This window comes from Vallitalea sp. (assembly GCF_025211055.1).
Taxonomy (GTDB): domain Bacteria; phylum Bacillota; class Clostridia; order Lachnospirales; family Vallitaleaceae; genus Vallitalea.
Genome location: NZ_JAOARO010000077.1, coordinates 23821 through 45484 on the forward strand (window position 1 = coordinate 23821; position 21664 = coordinate 45484).

Consider the following 21664-nt stretch of genomic DNA (forward strand, 5'->3'; position numbering starts at 1 on the left):
TTTATCTCCTTTTTCTTTTTACGGTTAATGCAGTATCTAAAAACTTCTCTGGTATAGTAGGTTCAGTAGGAAAATAGATATGTGGATACATACCATATACATTCTTATATAGTTTACCACAATGCCATCTCTTATCCTTCTTAGAACCTGTAATATATGTAAGTTCAGCTGTTCTATCAACTACTGACCTATGAAATTCATGTGCTCTGAATACTGTTTCTTTATTGAATATAGGAGTATCATTATCAGCTTTTACAGAAACATAGCCAAAGTTTTGGAGTCTTTTCTTCATATATGCTCCACCTTGAAATATTCCTACCATCTTGTACGTTTCATTTTCTAGGTTGGTTATAGTCTCATGAAGATACATATAGCCTCCGCATTCTGCATATATAGGTACATTTTCATCAGCTTTCTTTTTAATATCTTCCATTAGACTAATATTACTTGACAGCTCTTTCGCAAATACTTCTGGATAACCACCTACTAAATATATTCCATCACATTCATTAGGTAATTTATCATCTTTTAGGGGGCTGAAATAGTGAATTATCGCTCCTGATTCTTTTAACATCTCTATATTCTCATTGTAATGAAATGAAAATGCTTTGTCTTTCGCTACTGCAATATGTACATGGTATTGCTTACTTGTTGTACCTCTATTAATATCTTCTAATGATTCTACACTTCCTGCTATTTCAATTAACTTATCAATATCAATAGTATCAGCAATGGTATTTCCAAGTCTATCAATCTTAGATTTTATATTACTTATTTCACTACTTTGAATTAGTCCTAGATGTCTACTTTTTAGCTTAACTTCATCTAGTTTTGGCAGATATCCTATTACTGGAACATCAGTATTTATTTCAATAGTTTCTTTCAATATTTCATAATGTCTTTCTGACATTGGAAGATTAATTATAACCCCTTTTATAGGAATATCTCTAAAAGTCTTCATACCGTGAACTAGTGCTGCTGCACTTGTTGACATTCCTTTTACATTCATGACTAATATTACTGGTGATTTCAATATATGGGATATATGAGCTGTACTTCCAAGCATAGGCTCACTGCCATACCCATCATACAATCCCATTACACCCTCAATTATACTTATATCTGCATCATTATTATATTTATCAAATAGATATCTGTTAACATTATCTTTCAAGAGCCACCCATCTAGGTTAATGCTGGGTCTTCCAGTTACAGATTTATGAAATCCTGGGTCTATGTAGTCAGGTCCTACTTTATATGGTTGTACTTTTAACCCCCTTTTACATAATGCAGCCATTAATGCTATTGTAAGAGTGGTTTTACCTGTCCCACTATGTGGTGCTGATATAATTAATCTAGGGTTTGCCTTAGCACTCATTGGTTATTCACTGATTCCTTCAAGTGGTTAAGATAGATTTTTCTAATAGCTTCATTACCGCCTAATCCTTTAGTTATTGCCTTAACCTCTATACCGTTAGCAAATAATATGTTCTTCCATGAATCTTCTTCATCACCTGCCATATCATTGTGTGCATGATCTCCTGCAACTACCAAGAACGGAATTAGAACAGCTTTACTATATTTACCCTTTTTCAACCTTTTGATAACTGGTTCTATACCATCTTCTATAGTTCCTATAAATACTGGTAATTCCTCATTTTCAAGAAGATATTGCAAATAGTAATAACTAGTATTCGCATAGTGCTCAGTACCATGACCCAGTAATACAACTGCTTCATTAGGTTCTACCTTAGGAATATAAGTTTTTAACGCTTCTATAACCTCTCTATAATCACTTTTATTATATAGTAATGGTTGTGAAAGTGAAATATGTACATTCTTGTTATGATTCATCCTACTTACTATGGTTCTTATCTTGTCATATTCAAAACCTGGTATTATGTGGGTTGGTTGAACAATTATGTGTTCAAACTCTTCTATTAATTTTTTTAAGGCTTCCTCTGGTGTATCAATATTAATACCTTCTTTTTTCAACTTTTTAATGATTATATTAGATGTAAATGCACGTACTACCTTATAATCAGTAAAAGTATCTTCTATCAATTTTTCTATAGGTTCTATCTGTTCTTTTCTTGCATTTTCATAACTACTTCCAAAACTTACAACCAATATCGCTTTTTTCTTCTCCACAACAACTGCCTCCTTTTAATTCCACTTAATTATATTGACCTTAAACATCTATACACCCATTGCAATAAGTTCAAATTAGTTACTTTAATTTAACTTAAATATAATAAAAACTCTTACCTACAACGAGATAAGAGCATGATATACAACATTTTTAATAATATAATAAATAGTTACACCCTCTGTCCCTCGCAAAGTTTTTACGTAAAATAACGTAAGTGTATATGATTAAATAGGTACTCTGACTTCAATAACTTCCATAGTATAACAGAAATCATTTACACAGTGGCGTGACCGTTCAGGATTCCAACCTGATTCCCTTCGAAGATTTTAAAAATATCCTCAAACATACATTGCTACCTAATCATTATTCAATTTAATCTTATAATAAATCATCTGTAGCTCTATGTCAATAAAACATTATTTAAATTATTTAGCCAAGTTAGAAAAGCATACTGTATGGCTTTATCATAATCTTATATATAATCATAAAATGGTAATTCTAACTCTAAATCACATTGACATTACTATAAAACTATGATACTATTTTTTTAAAATTTGATAGTTATTTAAGGGTGCTTTATAATGTTAATTAAGAAAATTTCAACATTATAAGATAATAGGGAATGAGGTGCAAATCCTCTACAGCCCCCGCTACTGTAAGTAGGGATGAAATCTTAGATATATCACTGGGAAACTAGGAAGATTAAGATAGTAAATTGAGCTACGAGTCAGGAAACCTGCCTTTAAAATCCATGTAACTAACTTCGGTGGGAAGATACGATTACATTAATTAATTAATAATTTTACCTATGATAAACTTATTTAATTTGTTAATATAACTTACAACTGTTAGTTGTGAGTTTTTTTATTAATACTATCTATACAAACCGTTAGCTATTTTATTTTCATGGAAAATCAACCTTTAAAAGCTATTGAATTATATAAAGATACTATATGAAAAGAATTTAGGAGGACTTAATAATGAAAAATATGAAACGTGTTGCTATTTTATTGATTTTTATATTCACTGTTACTTCATTTAGTGGATGTTCAATATCTCGGGATTCATTAAAAACTGCTACTACTACATACAACACTGAGAAAACTACTAATGAAAATAAAGATTCAGAAAAAGACTCTCCCAACAAAATATCAGAAGAATTGCCTGAATTTATTATTGAAGATACTGATAAAACTATTACATATTTAAACCCAATGGGTAATGAACAAATAATTACTAAGAATCCAAAAAAAGTTGTTGTACTTATGAACTCTATTCTAGATATCTGGTATCTAGCAGGTGGTGAAGCCATTGCTAGAGTAAGCGGTAAAACTAATGTTCCTGAAGGTGCTAAGGATATAGAACAGGTTGGAAAAGTTAATGCACCTAGCGTTGAAAAAATATTATCTCTAGAGCCTGACCTAGTTATACTAAGCTCAACTAGAAGTCAACACGTAGAAATGGAAGATATTTTAAAAAGCAATAATATAGAATGCGCATATGTTGATGTTAGTAATAATCCTTACAATAGATTTAATGATACACTAAGATTATTTACCAAGATTACTGGTAGAGATGATATTTACGATTCAGAAGTAAAAACTATTAAGGAAAATGTAAATAAAATCTGTGAAAAAGCAAAAAAAGAAGCGCAACCTAATGTATTTATTTTATTTGGTTCTTCAAAATATGTAAAAGCAGAACTTTCAATAGGTCTAGTAGGAAACATGTTAGAAATGCTTGGAGCTAACAATATAATTACTGATTCACCAGTTGAAAATAGTTCAAAAGTAGATTTTAGTTTGGAAAAAATAATTGAAAAGGACCCTGATATAATATTAGTCGTTCCTATGGGTGATCTTGAAAAAGTTAAAACTCGTATAAAAGATGACCTAGAATCAAATGAAGCATGGGCGACACTCACAGCAGTTAAAGAAGGTAATGTACATTATCTTCCACCAGAATTATTCCATTACAAACCTAACGCAAGATATCCTGAAGCATTTGAATATTTAGCTAAAATATTATATCCTCAGGTATTTAAATAATGAACGAATTTAAAAACAGACATTCTTATAAGATTACCATACTAATCATCTTGTTAATTGTTACTTTCATATCATTTCTTTTTAGTATTAGTTTAGGTGCTTTTAAGATATCAGTTCCAGAAATATTAAAAGCTATATTTATTGATGAAACAGGCGTCAATAGAAATATCATATGTAAAGTAAGAGTTCCCAGGTCACTTGTAGCTGGAACTGTTGGTATATGTTTGTCTTTGGCTGGAGGCATCTTACAGGGGGTAATGAGAAACCCCCTAGCCTCACCTAATACTATTGGTGTATCCTCTGGGGCAGGACTAGGTGCAGTTTTTATTCTTGTCGTCTTTCCTGATTATGATTTCCTTGTTACACCAATTGCTTTTGCTTTTGCATTATTTACTACTATGTTAATATACATACTTTCTTGGAAGAATGGTATTAAGCCACTTAGAATGATATTAGCAGGTATAGCTGTATCCTCATTCTTGGGGGCTTTTATTAATACTATACTTATCTTCTATCCAGATAGAGTACAAAATGCATTAGGATTCATGGTAGGTAGTTTAGCTGCTAAGACTTGGAAAGACTTCTATGCTCTATGGCCTTATGCACTATTTGGATTAATAATAGCTTTTATATTATCTAAGAAGTTGAATATATTGATGCTTGGTGATGAGATAGCCACCGGACTAGGATTGAAAATTGAGAACGCAAGAAAAGTCTTTATTGCTTTAGCTTCACTACTAGCAGCCAGCTCAGCAAGTAATGTTGGATTGTTAGGTTTTGTAGGATTGATTGTACCTCATATAACCAGACTTATAATCGGTTCTGACTATAGATATCTATTTCCTGCAAGTGCTTTACTGGGAGCATCTTTGATGATGTTCTGTGATACAATTGCAAGAATAGTTATGGACCCTGTAGAAATACCTGTAGGTATTGTTATGTCAATGCTTGGCGCACCATTTTTTATATTCCTATTGAGAGGCGGGTTGAAAAATCGTGTTAAGAACTAATTCAGTAACTATTAATTATGGCAAAAACAATATAATCGATAACCTTTCTTTGAACATAAAAAAAGGTTCCATAAACACGTTGATTGGTACAAATGGTTGCGGTAAATCAACTTTATTAAAGGCATTATCAAGAAATCTAAAGCCTAAATATGGTGATGTATACCTTAATGGTAATTCAATCTTTCAGATGGATACCAAGTTATTGGCGAAAGAAATGTCCATATTACCTCAATCTCCTAATGCACCTGATGATTTCACAGTCTTTGACCTTGTTAGTTATGGGAGATATCCACATCTTGATTGGACTGCCAAACTTCATAAAGAAGACATTGATATAATTAACTGGGCTATAGAACTGACTAAGATGGAACACCTAAAAGATAGACAAGTTACCACTCTATCTGGTGGAGAACGTCAAAGAGCATGGATTGCAATGGCTCTATGTCAAAAACCTAATATACTACTATTGGATGAGCCTACTACATATCTGGATATCAATCATCAATTTGAAGTATTAGAATTGGTTAGAAATCTTAATCATAAAATGAAATTAACTATTGTCATGGTTTTACATGACCTTAATCAAGCTGCTAGATATTCTGATAAAATTATTGTCATCAAAGATGGAGACATATATAAGCAAGGTAATCCTAAGAGTATAATTACTAAGGAAATTCTCCATGATGTTTTTAACCTTGATGTTAGGATATTAATGGACGATTATAATGATTGCCCTTTCTTCATTCCATTAATGCATTCTAATAGATATAAAAATCCTTGGAAAAATATATCTGTCTAAAGGAAAAGATTATATCATTTCAGATATTATCTTCAACGTCACTCAGGTTATAGGTCTTTCCAATGATGATGAAGTCTCCACACAATTTCGCTCATTTAAGCAGATGGTAGAACGTCTCAATCGAACCTTCAAAGCTACTTATCTTTGTACCTGTGGTTATGTTAGCTATGATGGTGCCAATTATGCTGTTTCATTGTGGGTTGCCTCTGTTCTTAGATTTGAGCCAGAGGTCTAAACATACAGTCGTCGAAATGTTAATTTCGATTCACCTTTGATAGCACATGATAAGCAATGCTACAATGCATTGAAAACGACGGGATAATTCTATCTGTTCTTGAGTTTTCGCGGTCGGTAGAATCGGATGATACCTCCTGAAATACATACTGCAAATTTTATATTTATTATTAAATGGATTTATTTTATAAAAAAATCCCCAACCCCTTATTTATAAGGAATTGAGGATATTTAAAAATGTATAATTTGATTTATTTTATAAAGTAAAATCTATTGACATGAACAGATTATCCAGTGTTTAAAGTGAGACATAGATAAGATAACAGCATACTCTAGTGTATAGTACCGTTTCAAAATTATCCTAAATAAAATATTCTACTCCAGACTTAAATATCATTTGATCTTTTTTACCAATTATATTCTTTGCAACATTGGTTCCAATACGTTCTGAATGTCCCATCTTTCCAAGCACTCTACCATCTGGACTAGTTATACCTTCAATAGCGTATAATGAACCATTTGGATTAAATCTAATATCCATTGTTGGATTACCATCAAAATCTACGTATTGTGTAGCTACTTGACCATTATCAAATAGTTTTTTAGCTATAGCTTCATTCACTATAAATCTACCTTCACCATGTGATACAGGTATAGCATGTATGTCACCAACATTTACATTAGCTAACCAAGGTGATTTATTTGATATTATTTTGGTATTGACCATACAAGATATATGTCTACCTATTGTGTTATAAGTAAGAGTTGGGTCATCATTAGTTAATTCCCTGATGTCTCCATATGGTACAAGTCCAAGCTTGATAAGTGATTGGAAGCCGTTACATATACCAAGCATAAGTCCATCTCTGTTCTGTAATAATTCAAGTACAGCATTCTTGATGTATTCATTTCTAAATACAGTTGCAATAAATTTACCTGACCCTTCTGGTTCATCTCCTGCACTAAAACCACCAGGAATCATAACCATTTGACTATTATTAATCTTGTCAGTCATTACTTTTATAGATTCTTTTATGTCTTTTGATGTTAGATTCTTGAACACAAACATATCTACGTCTGCTCCTGCTTGTTCAAAAGCTTTTGCTGAATCATATTCACAATTAGTCCCAGGGAATACAGGGATGAATACTTTTGGTCTAGCTATTTTATTTTTACAAGTATATACTTTGTTTTCTTTGTACAATTGGTCTTTTACATCATTAGTCTCTTTTGTTTTAGTTGGATATACGTCTTCCAATGTATTTGTCCATGTATCAATAATCTCATCAATATTTATTACTTCATTTTTATATCTAATAGCTGTTTCTGATGTTGTATTACCTATTTGAATATAATTAAGTCCATCTAGTATCTCATTATATTTTATGTTACCATCAATTTCTATCAGTATACTACCATAATCTCTTGAATATAGATTCTCTGCAGTAATTGAGTCGTTAATACTTACTCCTATTTTATTACCCATAGCCATCTTGGATATAGCTTCTACTAATCCACCATAACCAACTGTATGAGCTGATAGTATTTTACCATCTGTAATAAGTTCATGTATTTTAGAATAATTTTTCTTAAGCTCTTCAAAATCAGGCAAATCATAGGAATCTCTTGATAATGGTATATATATAAGGTTACTATCTGCCTTTTTAAGTTCTGGTGATATTACTTTATTAACATTTACTACATCTACTGCAAATGATACTAATGTAGGAGGAACATCTATGTCATTAAAAGTCCCTGACATACTGTCTTTACCACCTATTGAAGGAAGGTTTAATATCTCTTGAACATGATAAGCTCCGAGTAAAGCACTAAAAGGCTCTCCCCACCTACTACTATCTTTACCAAGACGTTTGAAATATTCTTGGAAAGTGAATCTGATCTTCTTGTAATCTCCACCTGTAGCAACAATCTTAGCTATTGATTCTACAATAGAATATACGGAACCATGATAAGGACTCCATGACATAAGGTATGGATTATAACCATAACTCATGACAGTTCCTGTAGATGTATCCCCTTCTAGTAATGGTATCTTGGCAACCATTGTTTCAGTAGGAGTTAGCTGATATTTACCCCCATAAGGCATAAATACACTACAAGCTCCGATGGAACTATCAAATTTTTCTACTAATCCCTTTTGGGATGCAACATTGATATCTCCCATTATATCAAGCCATTTATCTTTAACTGTATCTTCTTTTTCTTCTTTTTGAACAAAATAATTATTTTCTTGTATTGGTGATAGAACATGTACATCTGTTGTTGCTTTTGCTCCATTGGTATCTAAGAAATCTCTACTGATATCTACAATACTGTTTCCGTTCCAATTCATCACTAATCTTTTTTCTTTTGTTACATTGGCAACAACAACAGCTTCCAAGTTTTCTTTATTAGCACAAGCAATGAACTCATTAACGGAATTTTTATCAACAACTACAGCCATTCTTTCTTGTGACTCTGATATAGCAAGTTCTGTTCCATCAAGACCTGCATATTTTTTAGGAACTTTGTCCAGGTCGATAATAAGACCATCTGCTAATTCACCTATAGCAACTGATACTCCACCTGCTCCAAAATCATTACATTTTTTTATCATATTGCTTACTTTTTTGTCTCTAAACAAACGTTGAATCTTTCTTTCTGTTGGTGGATTTCCTTTTTGTACTTCAGCACCACAAGTATGGATGGAATCTTCAGTATGCTCTTTTGATGAACCTGTTGCTCCACCACAACCATCTCTACCAGTTCTTCCACCTAATAGTATTATTATATCTCCTTCATCAGAAGTCTCTCTTATAACATTTTCTCTTGGAGCTGCTGCAATGACAGCACCTATTTCCATGTGTTTTGCAACATAATTAGGATGATATATTTCATGAACCTTACCAGTTGCAAGTCCTATCTGATTACCGTAAGAGCTATAACCATGAGAACTTTCTGATGCTATTTTTTTCTGCGATAATTTCCCGGGTAATGTTTTGTCAAGTGAAGTCCTTGGATCTCCTGAACCTGTAACCCTCATTGCTTGATAAACATATGAACGTCCTGACAATGGGTCTCTGATTGCTCCTCCAAGACAAGTTGCGGCTCCACCAAATGGTTCAATCTCTGTTGGATGGTTATGAGTTTCATTTTTGAACATAATCAGCCATTCTTCATCTTTACCATCAACATCTACATCTACCACAATACTACAAGCATTGATTTCCTCAGATACTTCTAAATCATCTAAGAGTCCATCTCCTCTTAGCTTTTTCATTGCAAGTAATGCTATGTCCATAAGGCAAACATCTTTTTTATCTGCTTTATCTCCTAACACTGCTTTTCTATCTTCTAAATATTTTTTATATGTTGTTTCTACAGGCTTATTATATTTACCATCTTCAAAAGTAACATTCTCAATAGCTGTCAAGAATGTTGTATGTCTACAATGATCTGACCAATAAGTATCTAGAACTCTGATCTCTGTTATTGTTGGATTTCTTTTTTCTACCTCAGCAAAATATTCCCTAGTAAATAATAAGTCATCGATACTCATAGCTAGTCCTAATTGTTTCCATAATTCCCCTATCTGCTCTTTATTCATTGTTATGAATCCATCTATATAAGGAACAGTCTTTGGGATATCAAATTCCAAGTCTAGAGTTTCTGGTTTATCAAGTTGTGCTTCTCTTGAGTCAACTGGATTGATGCAATATTTTTTTACTCTTGATAAATCTTTATCACTAATATTTCCTTGTAGAACAATTACTTTTGCTACTCTAACTACAGGACTTTCGTCTGCATTTAGTATTTTGATACAACTGGCAGCTTGGTCTGCTCTCTGGTCATATTGTCCAGGGAGATATTCTACTGCAAAAGCTGTCTCTTCGTTATTAAGGTTCATTACCTCTTGGGATAATATATCTACTTGTGGCTCTGAAAATATGGTATTCAAGGCACTTTTATAAGCTTCATCTGTTACATGGGCTACATCATAGCGATTTACTATTCTTACATTATCTAAACTATCTAAAGACAAATTGTTTCTAAGATCATTAAGTAAATGTTTTGCTTCTGTATTACATCCGATTTTTTTCTCAACGAAAACTCTTCTAATTGTATTCATAATAACCTCCTACGGTTTCTATTTACATTATAATAATACCATGCTATGATTATTAAGTAAAATTAATAATACTAATATCACTTATAAGGAGAATTAATAAATGAATATTAATCTGGAGCTTTACAAAGTTTTTTATTATGTTGCTACTACTTTAAGCTTTTCTGAAGCATCTACTAAGCTCTTTATTTCTCAATCGGCAGTTAGTCAATCCATTAAAACTCTTGAAAAGAATCTTAATACAACTTTGTTTAATCGCAATACCAAGAGGGTGACTCTTACTCATGAAGGGAGTCTTTTGTTACAGCATATTGAGCCGGCTATCAATTTAATTCATAATGGTGAAAATAACATTATGGAGACAAGGAGTCTTAATCAAGGGAAGATTCATATAGGTGCTAGTGATACTATTTGTAAATATATCCTTTTACCTTATTTTAAGAAATTCCATTCGGTTTATCCTAATATTCATTTGCAGGTTACTAATAGGACATCAATTAAATGTGTTGATTTGTTAAAACAAGGTAATGTGGATTTTATTGTTACTAATCTTCCTAATAGGAGTATTGGCGGTTCTTTGGAGGTTAAGGAGTTTTATAAGTTTAATGATATTTTTATTGGAGGGAATGATTTTATAGAACTTAAGGATAAAAGGGTGTCTTTGAAAGAATTGATCAAGTATCCTTTGTTGATGTTGGAGAAGAATACTACAACTAGCCAGTATATTAATGAGGTTTTTGAGTCTAAGGGGCTTGTTTTGTCTCCTGAGATAGAGCTTACTAGTATTGATTTACTAGTGGAGTTGGCTAAGATTAATCTTGGGATTTCTTTGGTGCCGGATTATTGTATGGATGAGGAGTTATTGAAGGATGTTTTTGAGATAAAGACTAGGGAAGTGTTGAGTGACAGGAGTCTTGGGATAGTTAGTAAGAAGAATATTCCTTTGTCGATTGCGGGGAGGAAGTTTGTTGATTTTATTTTAGAGTAGCTGGGGGTGGTAATAGATGGTACAAATGGGTCAGGGTATAAGGGATTAGAATAACTTGCCTTACTCTGGGAAGCGATCGGTCTGCGTTATTCTAATTCCTTATACCTTTCGGACGACCTGTTGTTTAATGGGTTTGTGTGTTCATTTTTTCATAGATAATCTCAGAAGCAGTATTGACTATCTTTTTGTCCATTTCTACAAATTGGTTACTAATAATTAATTTTAGTTTATCCATTACCAAGTAATAGATAGCCCCCTCATCCAAGTCTTCAAAGTTCAATTCATATTTGTCTGCAAAATCATCTAAATTGTATTTTTCTCCAAACCATTCTATTATTTTGTTGATGTCATTATCTCTATTAGTTATTTTATTTGACTCGTTGCCAATTCTTTTTGCGCTGTTTATTGCTACTATGACAAATGCTATACCTATTGCTAGTAGTAAGCCAGAGAATAAATATTTGTTGCTAAAGTTGATTACTATAACTTCCAATAAAGATAGGATACTTACTACTACGAGGGCCGCACCGATTACTCCAAATGTATAGACACTTGATTTTAGGTCTTTTAAGGCTGTATCGTCATTATAGTTTTCTGTTTCATACTCATTGGTTATTTCTTCTTCTTCATCATCTTCTTCGTTTTCTTGTTCCTTTTTTTCTTCTGCTTTTGTAAGCATGTAACCTTTTAGAAATTTTATTGATTCTTCTAGTTCTTTTTCGGTGACAAAGATAGCATAGTAGTATTGATCTTCTTCCTCTCCATCTTCGTCTTGGATTTTTTCGTATTTTACATTTTTTATGCCGCTGTATTCTAGATATTCTTTTACTTGAATAATTTGTTCTTCCTCAGTTGTCTTTATTAATGGCTTCCACTCAATAATATCTTCTAAGCTGTCCACTAGCTCAATTTTACAATCAGCACATAGTTTGACACCTTCTTCATATTCACATTTACATTTTGGACACCATGGCATATATTGTTCCTCCTACTCTTTTAATTATTGTTCTAATGTTATTATACTAGAGGCTTGTTTACCTATCAATAAAAAAAAATTAGTTTGTAAAAATAATTCAATTATTTTCCAATTTGTTATAGAAAAAAAAATATTTTGTGTTAGAATTAGATTGTTAGGAGGGTATAACTGTTATAATATTAAAACATAATGGTTATAATGAAATTTATATCTAGGAGGGAACAAATATGAATATGAGATGGAATCTCGACAAACTTTACACTTCTTTTGAGTGTGAGGAATTAAAAAATGACTTTCAGCTTGTAGATAAACTAATAAAAGACACTACAGATTTTGTAAATACTAATTTTACAAATACTGATAATGCTAAAGATAAGCTTGAAAAAATTCTGGAAAACAAAAATAATATAGAGCATTGTATAAGCAGATTATATGATTATGGTTATTTAACTTATAGTGTTGATACTAAAAATGTAACAGCTCTAAAACAAATGGAAAGAGTAGAGAGTTATCTTCCTAAACTAACTATTATTGATGTTAAGTTTCAAAAATGGATTAGTGATTTAGATAATCTTGATGAAATAATTGCTTCATCGGATATGTTAAAAGAACATGAATTCATTATCAAAAGCAGCAAAAAATTATCAAAGTATTTATTGAGTGATGCAGAAGAGCATTTAATAGCCCAGATGCAGAATACAGGTTCTAATGCTTGGGCTAAGTTACAAGATACTGTTACATCTTCATTATTGGTTGATTATGAAGATGAGAAATTACCATTGACAGTTATTAGAAATTATGCTTATGACCCATCAGCTGAAAAAAGGAAAAAAGCTTATGAAGCTGAGTTAAAGGCATATGAAAAGATTGACCAGTCTTCAGCAGCTTGTCTTAATGCGATTAAGGGAGAAGTTATCACTATAGCTAAAAAAAGAGGTTATGAGTCTCCTCTTGATATGACACTTGTTGGTGCAAGAATGGATAAAGAAACTCTAGATGCTATGATGACAGCTATAAAAGAATATTTACCTCATTTCCATAAATATCTTAAGAAAAAAGCTAAGATGCTTGGACATGAAGGTTCTCTTCCATTCTATGACTTATTCGCTCCAGTAGGTGAAGTTGATATGTCATATACATTTGAAGAAGCAAGAGATTTTATTGTTAAAAACTTCAGCTCTTTCAGTAATAAGCTTGGTAACTTTGCTGATAATGCATTTGAAAACAGATGGATTGATGCAGAACCTAGAGAAGGTAAGATAGGTGGAGCTTATTGCAGTAATCTTCATTGTATAAAAGAAAGTAGAATCATGGCTAATTTCTCTGGAAGTCTTAACGATGTTACTACATTAGCTCATGAACTTGGACATGGATATCATGGTGATTGCTTGAAAGATGAATCAAGCCTTAATAGTGATTACCCAATGCCAATAGCTGAGACTGCTTCTATTTTTTGTGAGACTATAGTTATGAATGCAGCTCTTAAGAATGCTACAAATGAAGAGGCTCTTGTGATCTTAGAAACTGATATCATGGGTTCTAATCAAACAATCGTTGATATATATAGTCGTTATTTATTTGAAACTGCATTATTTGAAAAGAGAAAAGATGCTTCATTATCAGTGGATGAATTAAAGAATATCATGTTAGAGGCTCAAAAAGAGGCTTATGGTGAAGGACTTGACCATGATGTATTGCATCCATATATGTGGAATTGTAAGCCACACTATTATTATTTTGATGCTAATTTCTATAACTTCCCTTATGCTTTTGGTTTGTTATTTGCAAAAGGTTTATATGCTAAGTATCTTGAGTTGGGTAATGATTTCTTACCTAAGTATGATAAACTTCTTGAAGCAACAGGAAAGAAGGATGTTAAAGACGTATTAGCTATTATGGATATTGATTCTCATGATGTCGATTTCTGGAGAAGTTCTCTTGAGATAGTTAAAAAAGATATTGATAAGTTCTTGGCATTGTAGAAAGAGTATTTGATACACAAGATAATACTTGATTGTATTATATAAGTCTAATTAGATAAAACTTTCTATTATAATAGAATTCTATTCAGAAACCGATATTTTGTCATTTTTAGACATTTATGGTGTAAGGATAGAATTCTCTTTTAATTTTCTCAAAATTTTATAAATAAGCTCTTTTATATATTGTAAATATATGGTAATATATTATTATAATGTTAAACGGGGTGATCTTGTGTCTAATCTAAATCATACAATAACAGAGAAATTTCAGTGTACAGTTAAAGAAAACGATTATTTTAATAAAAACATACTTGACCAATTAGCAAAATTACAAGAAGTGGCTGCTAAGCTTAATAAAAATATTATCAGAGCTTGTACCTATTGTGGGTGCATTGAGATTAATGCTAATAATAAGCTCTATTCTTATAATGATGATATTAATTTGGATATGATCAAAATTCTTGATCCTCACCATATCACAGGTACTTTGTGTGAAGGATGTAGGAATAGAATAGAAAATGATATTGGGAGTTGTCTTTATCATTTGGCTTGTATAAGTAATTCTTTTGACCTTAATCTTAATGATATATTGTTGCAGGAAATGAATAAAGTTAATTTGCTTGGGAAGTTTAATATTGAATAGGGTTGGTTGATTGATTATTGAATGTGGAAGTGAGTCAGAAAAAATGTTTTGTTCTGACTTGGCTTTTGCAAAATAGTATATGTATATGCCTCACTACTCCACATATACATATACTATTTTGCTTTTTAGGTTATTGGTAGTTGTTACAAAACATTTTTTCTTCTGATTAGACTGACTTTTGGGTATTACAGATTATAATAAAATTGGATTTAAAGTTCACTTTTACTTTAATCTAATATAAATTTCTGATTATATATAATTTCTATATTACATTAATATTAGAATATGTAGTTTAGTGCTTGGGATACATTTTCGACTCCTAGGATTTCTATGCCGTCTATATTAAGGTTTTTGATATTTGCTTTTGAGATTATGCATTTTTTGAATCCTAGTTTTTTGGATTCTATTATTCTTTTTTCTGCCATTGTTATCCCTCTTACTTCTCCGGTAAGTCCAACTTCTCCCATGATGACTGTTTTAGAGTCTACTGGGATATTTTTGAAGCTTGATGCTATGGCGCATACGATTCCTAGGTCAAGGCTGGGTTCTGTTATTTTTAATCCACCTGCTATGTTGACGTAGCTGTCGTAACTTGCTAACTGCATACCTATCTTTTTTTCTAGAACTGCCATAAGGAGTACTACTCTGTTATAGTCTGTTCCAGTTGCGGTTCTTCTTGGCATACCAAAATTAGTAGGACTCATTAATGCTTGTACTTCAACTAACATGGGTCTGGTTCCTTCCATACAGCAGGTTACTATGGAACCGGGGCTGTTAAGTGGTCTGCCTGTTAGCATATATTCTGATGGATTGGGGACTTCTTCTAATCCTTTATCTCTCATTTCAAATACACCTATTTCATTAGTTGAGCCGAATCTGTTTTTGACAGCTCGAAGCACTCTGTAAGATGCACTTCTAACCCCTTCAAAGTATAATACTGTATCCACCATATGTTCCAGTACACGAGGTCCAGCTATTGCACCTTCTTTAGTTACATGTCCAACAATGAATGTTGAAACTCCAAGTCCTTTGGCAACTTTCATTAATGAGGATGTAACTTCTCTGACTTGACTTACGCTTCCAGCGGCTGATGTTATGTCATCACAGAAGATGGTCTGGATGGAATCAACTATGACTACCCTTGGTTGTAATTCCTTGATAGCTTTGATACATAATGAGAGATTGGTTTCAGTGTATAGAGTCAGTCTTTCTCCATTAACTTCTAATCTTTCTGCCCTCATTTTTATTTGTTGCAGGGATTCTTCTCCTGATATGTATAAGACGTCTATATCTTGTCCGCAGAGATATTGACACATTTGTAATAACAATGTTGATTTTCCTATTCCTGGGTCACCGCCAACCAAAGTCAATGAACCTTTTACTATTCCTCCGCCCAGTACACGGTCTAATTCACTAATCTTGGTTGATACCCTTTCTTCTTCGTTCATTTCTATACATGAAAGCTTTTTAGGCTTATTCTTTATATCTATATCATTATTGGTATGCACATTCTTTGTTTTTATCTTGACTTCTTCAACAAATGTGTTCCACTGTTTACATGCTGGACATTGTCCCATCCACTTTGCTGACTCATTACCACATTCTTGACATACAAATACACTTTTCTGCTTTGCCATAACGTCCTCCCTATTAAACTTTCAACAATAATAGAATTATTGATATCAATCCCATGCAAAAATTAACTAAACATAGAAATGTAACTAATTGTTTTTGATTCAATCCAGCTGATAAAAGTCTGTGCTTATTATATCTCAAATATCCATGTGACAGTTAATATAAACTGTAGTATCACAGGCAGTAAAACATATTCATGGGTTATTGGATTTGTAAAACCATAAAAATATCAACAAAATCTATTTTTATTGCGAATTTCTTTAGCTGTGGAATTAATAGATACACGATTAAAAAAGCTGTCAAAAAAGCTATAAAGTAATTCATATAATCCTCCTCATTTGCACAAAAAAATAATATCATAAAACAATTATTTTTACAAGGATATGCCAATTTCACATTTTATTTTTTTCCATAACAAAGGACAGCCCTTAAGCTGTCCTAGATTTTTATGCTTTTTTTATTGTTACGCTTTGCATTTCACAACTAGAAAAATCAACACTAAAACTTACTTTTCCAGCTAAGTTGGATTTCATCTTGCCAACTTGTACTTGGTTAATATAAATTCTATATTCTTGGTCTGCTTCTAATTCCAAAGTAATCTGTGCATCTTCTGTTCCTTCAACTTTAAAATCTATTATTTTATCACTAACAGAAAAATTATGAACTGTTGTTCCTGGCACTGATTCGAAAAGAAGTCTTCCATTTTTTTCTAATCTTGTTATTTCATCATAAGTTTTCACTTTATATATATGTCCATCAACTTCGAAATTAATTACCTTTTTCTTTTCATCCATTAGATGATTTCCAAAACTAAGTGTATTATCATCTTCTACCCTGATTATTTCTTGAATACCAGCCATCTTTACCCTCCTATATTGTCGTAAAAAGTTGAATACCTACATTATATAATATTTTATCCTTAAATACTAGAGAAAATTTTATTTTTCCCTATTTATCCCTAGATTAACATATATTACTAATAATATTCAGCTATTTTGCATTTATATATTATAACATAGCACTAACAAAATTAACATGGTAATTATTTTAAACTTTGAATACTAATTCATCGTCTTTTATATCTACAGTGACTTTATCCCCATATTTAACTTTGTTGTCTAATAGTTCTTCTGCTAATTTGTCTTCCACTTTTGACTGAATAGCCCTTCTTAGAGGTCTTGCACCATAAGCTTCATCAAATCCTTCTTTTGCTAAATAATCTTTTGCACTATCTGTTACTTCTAGTTCAATACCAACATTTTTGGTAAGTCTTACGGCAACTTGATTAATCATGATACCTACTATTTCACGGATATTCTCTTTTGTCAAGGAATGGAAAACTATTAGTTCATCTATTCTATTAAGGAATTCTGGTCTAAATAGTCTTTTAACTTCATCCATAACGTTTTTACGCATGTTCTCATAATTTTTCTTTTCATCTACTTCTGAAATGAACCCTAATTTTATAGGTGCAACTATATTTCTTGCGCCAACGTTGGAGGTCATTATGATAACGGTATTCTTGAAATCAATTTTTCTTCCCTGTGAATCTGTTATATGTCCATCATCTAAGACTTGTAATAATATATTAAATACTTCTGGATGAGCCTTTTCTACTTCATCAAATAATATTACTGAATATGGTTTTCTTCTTATTTTCTCGCTTACTTGACCACCTTCATCATAACCTACATATCCTGGAGGCGATCCAATCAATTTGGAAACACTGTGTTTTTCCATGTATTCAGACATGTCAACCCTTATTAGAGCACTTTCATCTCCAAATAATGCTTCTGCTAAAGCTTTTGTAAGCTCAGTTTTACCTACACCTGTTGGACCTAAGAACAAGAATGATCCTATAGGTCTTTTTGGATCTTTTAGCCCTACTCTTCCACGTCTAATGGCTTTTGATATAGCTGTAACTGCTTCATCTTGTCCCACAACTCTTTTATGAAGGTATTCCTCAAGATTCTTAAGTCTTTCTCCTTCTTCTTCTGTGAGCTTCTTGACTGGTATACCTGTCCAACTTGAAACTATATCAGCAATTTCTTCTTCATCTACTATTTGATTAGCCATAGAATTCTTGGATTCCCATTCTAGTTTGGAAGCATTCAGTTTTTCTTTTATTTCATTTTGCTTTCTTTTGATGACTCCTGCTTTTTCGTATTCTTCTGTCTTAATCGCTATTTCCTTATCTTTTTCAAGTTCTTCTAATTCTCTTTCCAAATCTTTTATATTAGGCGGTGCTGTAAAAGTACTTAGTCTTACTTTTGAAGCAGCTTCATCTATCAAGTCTATAGCTTTATCCGGTAAGTAACGGTCTGTAATATAACGATTAGATAATTTGACCGCAGCGATTACAGCTTCATCTTTTATATGAACTTTATGATGTGCTTCATACATATCTTTTAATCCTCTAAGTATATCGATAGATTCATCTTCTGAAGGTTCTTCAATTCTAACAGGTTGGAATCTTCTCTCTAAGGCAGAGTCTTTTTCTATATATTTTCTATATTCATCAAGAGTAGTAGCTCCTATAAGCTGTATTTCTCCTCTGGCTAGAGAAGGCTTTAATATATTTGATGCATCAATAGCTCCTTCAGCTGCTCCTGCACCAACTATTGTATGAATCTCATCAATGAATAGTAAAACATTTCCTGCTTCTTTTATCTCTTTTAAGGCCTTTTTGATTCTATCTTCAAATTCTCCTCTATATTTTGAACCAGCTACCATTGATGATAAATCAAGAGCAACGACTCTCTTATCTTTCAATGTCTCTGGTATATTACCGTTAGAAATTTTCTGTGCCAGTCCTTCTGCTATAGCAGTTTTACCAACACCAGGCTCCCCTATTAGACAAGGGTTGTTTTTGGTTCTTCTACTTAATATCTGTATAACTCTCTCAATTTCTCTATCTCGTCCTATTATTGGATCAAATTCACCTTCTTTGGACATATTAGTCAAGTCTCTGCTAAATTGGTCTAATACTGGTGTAGTAGACTTTTTATTAGACTGTGAGGCATTAGCGTCTTTACCTGCTGGTGATTCTCCAAGATTTTTTAAAATTAGTTGATATAATTTTTGTACTGTCACACCTGAACTACTGATTAGTTTTACTGCAATACAATCTGTTTCTTTTAATAATGCTAATAAAATATGTTCGGTCCCTATCATAGTGGTCTTCATATTAACAGCTTCACGAAGACTTGATTCAAGAACCCTTTTGGCTCTAGGTGTAAAGTCCTCTACATCAGCAGTTGAAACATTACCTATAATCCCAATTTTTCTTATTTTTTCTAATATAACGTCTTCTGTTATACCTTGACTGTTTAGTATCTTGCCGGCAACTCCCTTACCTTCTTTTATTAGACCCAAGAGGATGTGCTCTGTTCCAACATAACCATGACCTAATTCTTTAGCTATTTGTCTAGATAAACTTATAGCTTCTTGAGCACGTCCAGTAAATCTACCCATCATAAGTTAACTCAAATCCTTTCTTATAAATAATTTATATTATCTTTGGCAAATTATTTCTTATATAAGTTGCTCTTTCAATGTCTCTTTCATCTATTCTTAACTCTTTGTTTATCTTTTTTTGAAGATTGGCTGGTTGGATACAAGTCATTAGTCCATAAATATTTATAGGATTTTTAATATCAGACTTCAATATTCCCAGTTCATATCCAAGTTTTATATCAGATAATAAGGTCATAGCTTCCTTGGATGTAATTATTCTTGCATGTGCTAGAATACCATATGAACGAAATACAGCATCTTCAAATTGTAATCTTCTTTCGCTTAATAATTTATTTCTAAGGGCTCGTTCTTGTTCTACAATCTGTTTTGTCAGGCTAGTTAGGTTATCAATGATTTCTTGTTCAGAGTGACCTAATGTAATCTGGTTGGATATCTGAAATACACTTCCTCTTGCTTTGGAACCCTCACCATATATACCTCTTACAGTTATACCAAATTTCCCTATGGCATCCAAAATAAATTGCAGCTTACCAGTAGTTTCAAGGGCTGGTACATGTATCATATATGATGCTCTTAGTCCTGTTCCAACATTTGTAGGACAAGATGTCAGATAGCCAATATTTTCATCGTATGCATAATTTATCTTTTCTTCTAATAAGTCATCTATTCTATATGCATTCTGTAATGCTTCTTTTAAGTTAAGCCCATTGGTTATGGATTGAATACGAAGGTGGTCTTCTTCATTAATCATGATGCTTATACTTTCATCTTCTGACAATATAAGACCCGTAGGTACCAATGCCTGTACAAAATTAGGACTGATTACATGACGTTCAACCATAGCTACCTTTTCTAGTGATGATATCTTATTCATATCTATAGAATGGAAATAGCTATTATCTTCATGGGCATTTAATACGGCTTTTTTTACATCATCAATAATTCTTCCTGCATCTTCTTTTGATAGTCTACTAGGAAAATTATACTCTTCTATATTCCTGGCTAACCTTACTCTACTGGATATTACTACATCATCACTACCAGAGCTTTTTTCAAACCATTTTAGCATATGCCACCCTCCTTCTTCAATGCTCTTATGGCATCTCGAAACTTAGCGGCATCTTCATATTCTTCTTTTACAACAGCTTCTCTCAACTTATTTTCCAAAGATTGTATTTGTTTCCTTAATTTTATCTTTCCACCTGTTCTTTTTGGTATTTTACCTACATGTATATTACTTCCATGAACTCTTTTTATAACAGGGCTAAGCAAACTGGAAAATGATTTATAGCAATGACTACATCCAAATTTTCCTTTTTTCTTGAATTCGTTATATGTCATACCACATTTTTCACATCTGATGACGTCTTCTTTGTTATAGCTTTTGACATTAATGTTTTTATTGATATCCAAAAGACTACTAAGAAAGCTTTCAAAAGATATATCATTCTGAGGATATAGTTCTTTTACCTCCATTGCACATTTACTGCACAAATGTATTTCTTGTTTTTTTCCGTTGATTATTTTATTCAAGTATACAGTTGCAGGCTCTTTATGACATCTTTCACATAACATTTTAATTCCCTCTTTATCA

16 protein-coding genes, 1 pseudogene and 2 riboswitches are annotated in these 21664 nt (G+C 32.2%); of the genes and pseudogenes, 7 read left to right on the forward strand and 10 right to left on the reverse strand.

What is annotated here, in order from left to right; translation table 11 throughout:
* Nucleotide 1 precedes the first annotated feature (1 nt).
* Both N4A55_RS10730 and N4A55_RS10735 read right to left on the reverse strand, forming a co-directional pair.
* Nucleotides 2-1378: a cobyrinate a,c-diamide synthase gene (locus N4A55_RS10730; RefSeq protein ID WP_293756086.1), complete on the reverse strand. Its 1377-nt coding sequence runs from the start codon at nucleotides 1376-1378 to the stop codon at nucleotides 2-4.
* Complete coding sequence (locus N4A55_RS10735; protein ID WP_293756088.1) at nucleotides 1375-2151, reverse strand: sirohydrochlorin cobaltochelatase; 777 nt, start codon at nucleotides 2149-2151, stop codon at nucleotides 1375-1377. The genes N4A55_RS10730 and N4A55_RS10735 overlap by 4 nt, the downstream gene beginning before the upstream one ends.
* Before the next feature lie 211 nt (nucleotides 2152-2362).
* Nucleotides 2363-2509, reverse strand: a riboswitch (cobalamin riboswitch).
* A 195-nt stretch (nucleotides 2510-2704) separates the two neighbouring features.
* A riboswitch (cobalamin riboswitch) is annotated at nucleotides 2705-2910 on the forward strand.
* Nucleotides 2911-3132: 222 nt separating this feature from the next.
* Between N4A55_RS10735 and N4A55_RS10740 the strand changes: the two genes are divergently transcribed.
* From N4A55_RS10740 to N4A55_RS17060, 4 genes and pseudogenes are all read left to right on the forward strand, one after another.
* Nucleotides 3133-4200, forward strand: a complete 1068-nt coding sequence (locus N4A55_RS10740; protein ID WP_293756090.1) for an ABC transporter substrate-binding protein — start codon at nucleotides 3133-3135, stop codon at nucleotides 4198-4200.
* Nucleotides 4200-5210 carry a FecCD family ABC transporter permease gene (locus tag N4A55_RS10745; RefSeq protein ID WP_293756091.1) on the forward strand — a complete coding sequence of 337 codons (1011 nt, stop codon included), beginning with the start codon at nucleotides 4200-4202 and terminating at the stop codon, nucleotides 5208-5210. The genes N4A55_RS10740 and N4A55_RS10745 overlap by 1 nt, the downstream gene beginning before the upstream one ends.
* Entirely contained in the window at nucleotides 5197-6009 is an 813-nt protein-coding gene (locus N4A55_RS10750) for an ABC transporter ATP-binding protein (protein ID WP_293756093.1), read from the forward strand. Before N4A55_RS10745 ends, N4A55_RS10750 begins: the two co-directional genes overlap by 14 nt.
* Before the next feature lie 31 nt (nucleotides 6010-6040).
* Nucleotides 6041-6214 (forward strand): annotated as a pseudogene (locus N4A55_RS17060) (transposase); the annotation flags it as partial.
* A gap of 390 nt (nucleotides 6215-6604) precedes the next feature.
* On the opposite strand, the gene N4A55_RS10755 reads toward N4A55_RS17060, so the two are convergent.
* Complete coding sequence (locus N4A55_RS10755) at nucleotides 6605-10372, reverse strand: phosphoribosylformylglycinamidine synthase (RefSeq protein ID WP_293756095.1); 3768 nt, start codon at nucleotides 10370-10372, stop codon at nucleotides 6605-6607.
* 100 nt (nucleotides 10373-10472) lie between these two features.
* Between N4A55_RS10755 and N4A55_RS10760 the strand changes: the two genes are divergently transcribed.
* Nucleotides 10473-11357 carry a LysR family transcriptional regulator gene (locus tag N4A55_RS10760; protein ID WP_293756097.1) on the forward strand — a complete coding sequence of 295 codons (885 nt, stop codon included), beginning with the start codon at nucleotides 10473-10475 and terminating at the stop codon, nucleotides 11355-11357.
* Nucleotides 11358-11481: 124 nt separating this feature from the next.
* Here N4A55_RS10760 and N4A55_RS10765 read toward each other — a convergent pair whose 3' ends face one another.
* Complete coding sequence (locus tag N4A55_RS10765) at nucleotides 11482-12333, reverse strand: hypothetical protein (protein WP_293756099.1); 852 nt, start codon at nucleotides 12331-12333, stop codon at nucleotides 11482-11484.
* A 227-nt stretch (nucleotides 12334-12560) separates the two neighbouring features.
* On the opposite strand from N4A55_RS10765, the gene N4A55_RS10770 reads away from it, so the two are divergent.
* Nucleotides 12561-14315 (forward strand): M3 family oligoendopeptidase, encoded by a 1755-nt coding sequence (locus tag N4A55_RS10770; RefSeq protein WP_293756101.1) that lies wholly within the window; start codon nucleotides 12561-12563, stop codon nucleotides 14313-14315.
* A gap of 232 nt (nucleotides 14316-14547) precedes the next feature.
* Nucleotides 14548-14958: a DUF1573 domain-containing protein gene (locus tag N4A55_RS10775; protein ID WP_293756103.1), complete on the forward strand. Its 411-nt coding sequence runs from the start codon at nucleotides 14548-14550 to the stop codon at nucleotides 14956-14958.
* Between the two features lie 278 nt (nucleotides 14959-15236).
* Here N4A55_RS10775 and radA read toward each other — a convergent pair whose 3' ends face one another.
* From radA to N4A55_RS10805, 6 genes are all read right to left on the reverse strand, one after another.
* Nucleotides 15237-16595, reverse strand: a complete 1359-nt coding sequence (gene radA / locus N4A55_RS10780; RefSeq protein ID WP_293756105.1) for a DNA repair protein RadA — start codon at nucleotides 16593-16595, stop codon at nucleotides 15237-15239.
* Between the two features lie 199 nt (nucleotides 16596-16794).
* Complete coding sequence (locus N4A55_RS10785) at nucleotides 16795-16917, reverse strand: hypothetical protein (RefSeq protein ID WP_293756107.1); 123 nt, start codon at nucleotides 16915-16917, stop codon at nucleotides 16795-16797.
* Between the two features lie 122 nt (nucleotides 16918-17039).
* The gene (locus N4A55_RS10790; RefSeq protein ID WP_113674266.1) at nucleotides 17040-17453 is read right to left on the reverse strand and encodes an endosialidase; all 414 of its coding nucleotides are present in this window, start codon (nucleotides 17451-17453) and stop codon (nucleotides 17040-17042) included.
* A gap of 187 nt (nucleotides 17454-17640) precedes the next feature.
* Nucleotides 17641-20070 (reverse strand): ATP-dependent Clp protease ATP-binding subunit, encoded by a 2430-nt coding sequence (locus N4A55_RS10795; RefSeq protein WP_293756110.1) that lies wholly within the window; start codon nucleotides 20068-20070, stop codon nucleotides 17641-17643.
* A gap of 31 nt (nucleotides 20071-20101) precedes the next feature.
* Nucleotides 20102-21139, reverse strand: coding sequence for a protein arginine kinase (locus N4A55_RS10800; protein ID WP_293756112.1), 1038 nt, complete (start codon nucleotides 21137-21139; stop codon nucleotides 20102-20104).
* Nucleotides 21133-21645, reverse strand: a complete 513-nt coding sequence (locus N4A55_RS10805; protein ID WP_113674263.1) for a UvrB/UvrC motif-containing protein — start codon at nucleotides 21643-21645, stop codon at nucleotides 21133-21135. The genes N4A55_RS10800 and N4A55_RS10805 overlap by 7 nt, the downstream gene beginning before the upstream one ends.
* Between the last annotated feature and the right edge of the window lie 19 nt (nucleotides 21646-21664).

What these genes read in the sequence shown, in the direction of transcription:
- N4A55_RS10730 (WP_293756086.1), bottom strand. Translation starts at nt 1,378, where the DNA reads ATGAGTGCTAAGGCAAACCCTAGATTAATTATATCAGCACCACATAGT.
- N4A55_RS10740 (WP_293756090.1), top strand. Translation starts at nt 3,133, where the DNA reads ATGAAAAATATGAAACGTGTTGCTATTTTATTGATTTTTATATTCACT.
- N4A55_RS10745 (WP_293756091.1), top strand. Translation starts at nt 4,200, where the DNA reads ATGAACGAATTTAAAAACAGACATTCTTATAAGATTACCATACTAATC.
- N4A55_RS10755 (WP_293756095.1), bottom strand. Translation starts at nt 10,372, where the DNA reads ATGAATACAATTAGAAGAGTTTTCGTTGAGAAAAAAATCGGATGTAAT.
- N4A55_RS10760 (WP_293756097.1), top strand. Translation starts at nt 10,473, where the DNA reads ATGAATATTAATCTGGAGCTTTACAAAGTTTTTTATTATGTTGCTACT.
- N4A55_RS10765 (WP_293756099.1), bottom strand. Translation starts at nt 12,333, where the DNA reads ATGCCATGGTGTCCAAAATGTAAATGTGAATATGAAGAAGGTGTCAAA.
- N4A55_RS10770 (WP_293756101.1), top strand. Translation starts at nt 12,561, where the DNA reads ATGAATATGAGATGGAATCTCGACAAACTTTACACTTCTTTTGAGTGT.
- radA (WP_293756105.1), bottom strand. Translation starts at nt 16,595, where the DNA reads ATGGCAAAGCAGAAAAGTGTATTTGTATGTCAAGAATGTGGTAATGAG.
- N4A55_RS10785 (WP_293756107.1), bottom strand. Translation starts at nt 16,917, where the DNA reads ATGAATTACTTTATAGCTTTTTTGACAGCTTTTTTAATCGTGTATCTA.
- N4A55_RS10790 (WP_113674266.1), bottom strand. Translation starts at nt 17,453, where the DNA reads ATGGCTGGTATTCAAGAAATAATCAGGGTAGAAGATGATAATACACTT.
- N4A55_RS10795 (WP_293756110.1), bottom strand. Translation starts at nt 20,070, where the DNA reads ATGATGGGTAGATTTACTGGACGTGCTCAAGAAGCTATAAGTTTATCT.
- N4A55_RS10800 (WP_293756112.1), bottom strand. Translation starts at nt 21,139, where the DNA reads ATGCTAAAATGGTTTGAAAAAAGCTCTGGTAGTGATGATGTAGTAATA.
- N4A55_RS10805 (WP_113674263.1), bottom strand. Translation starts at nt 21,645, where the DNA reads ATGTTATGTGAAAGATGTCATAAAGAGCCTGCAACTGTATACTTGAAT.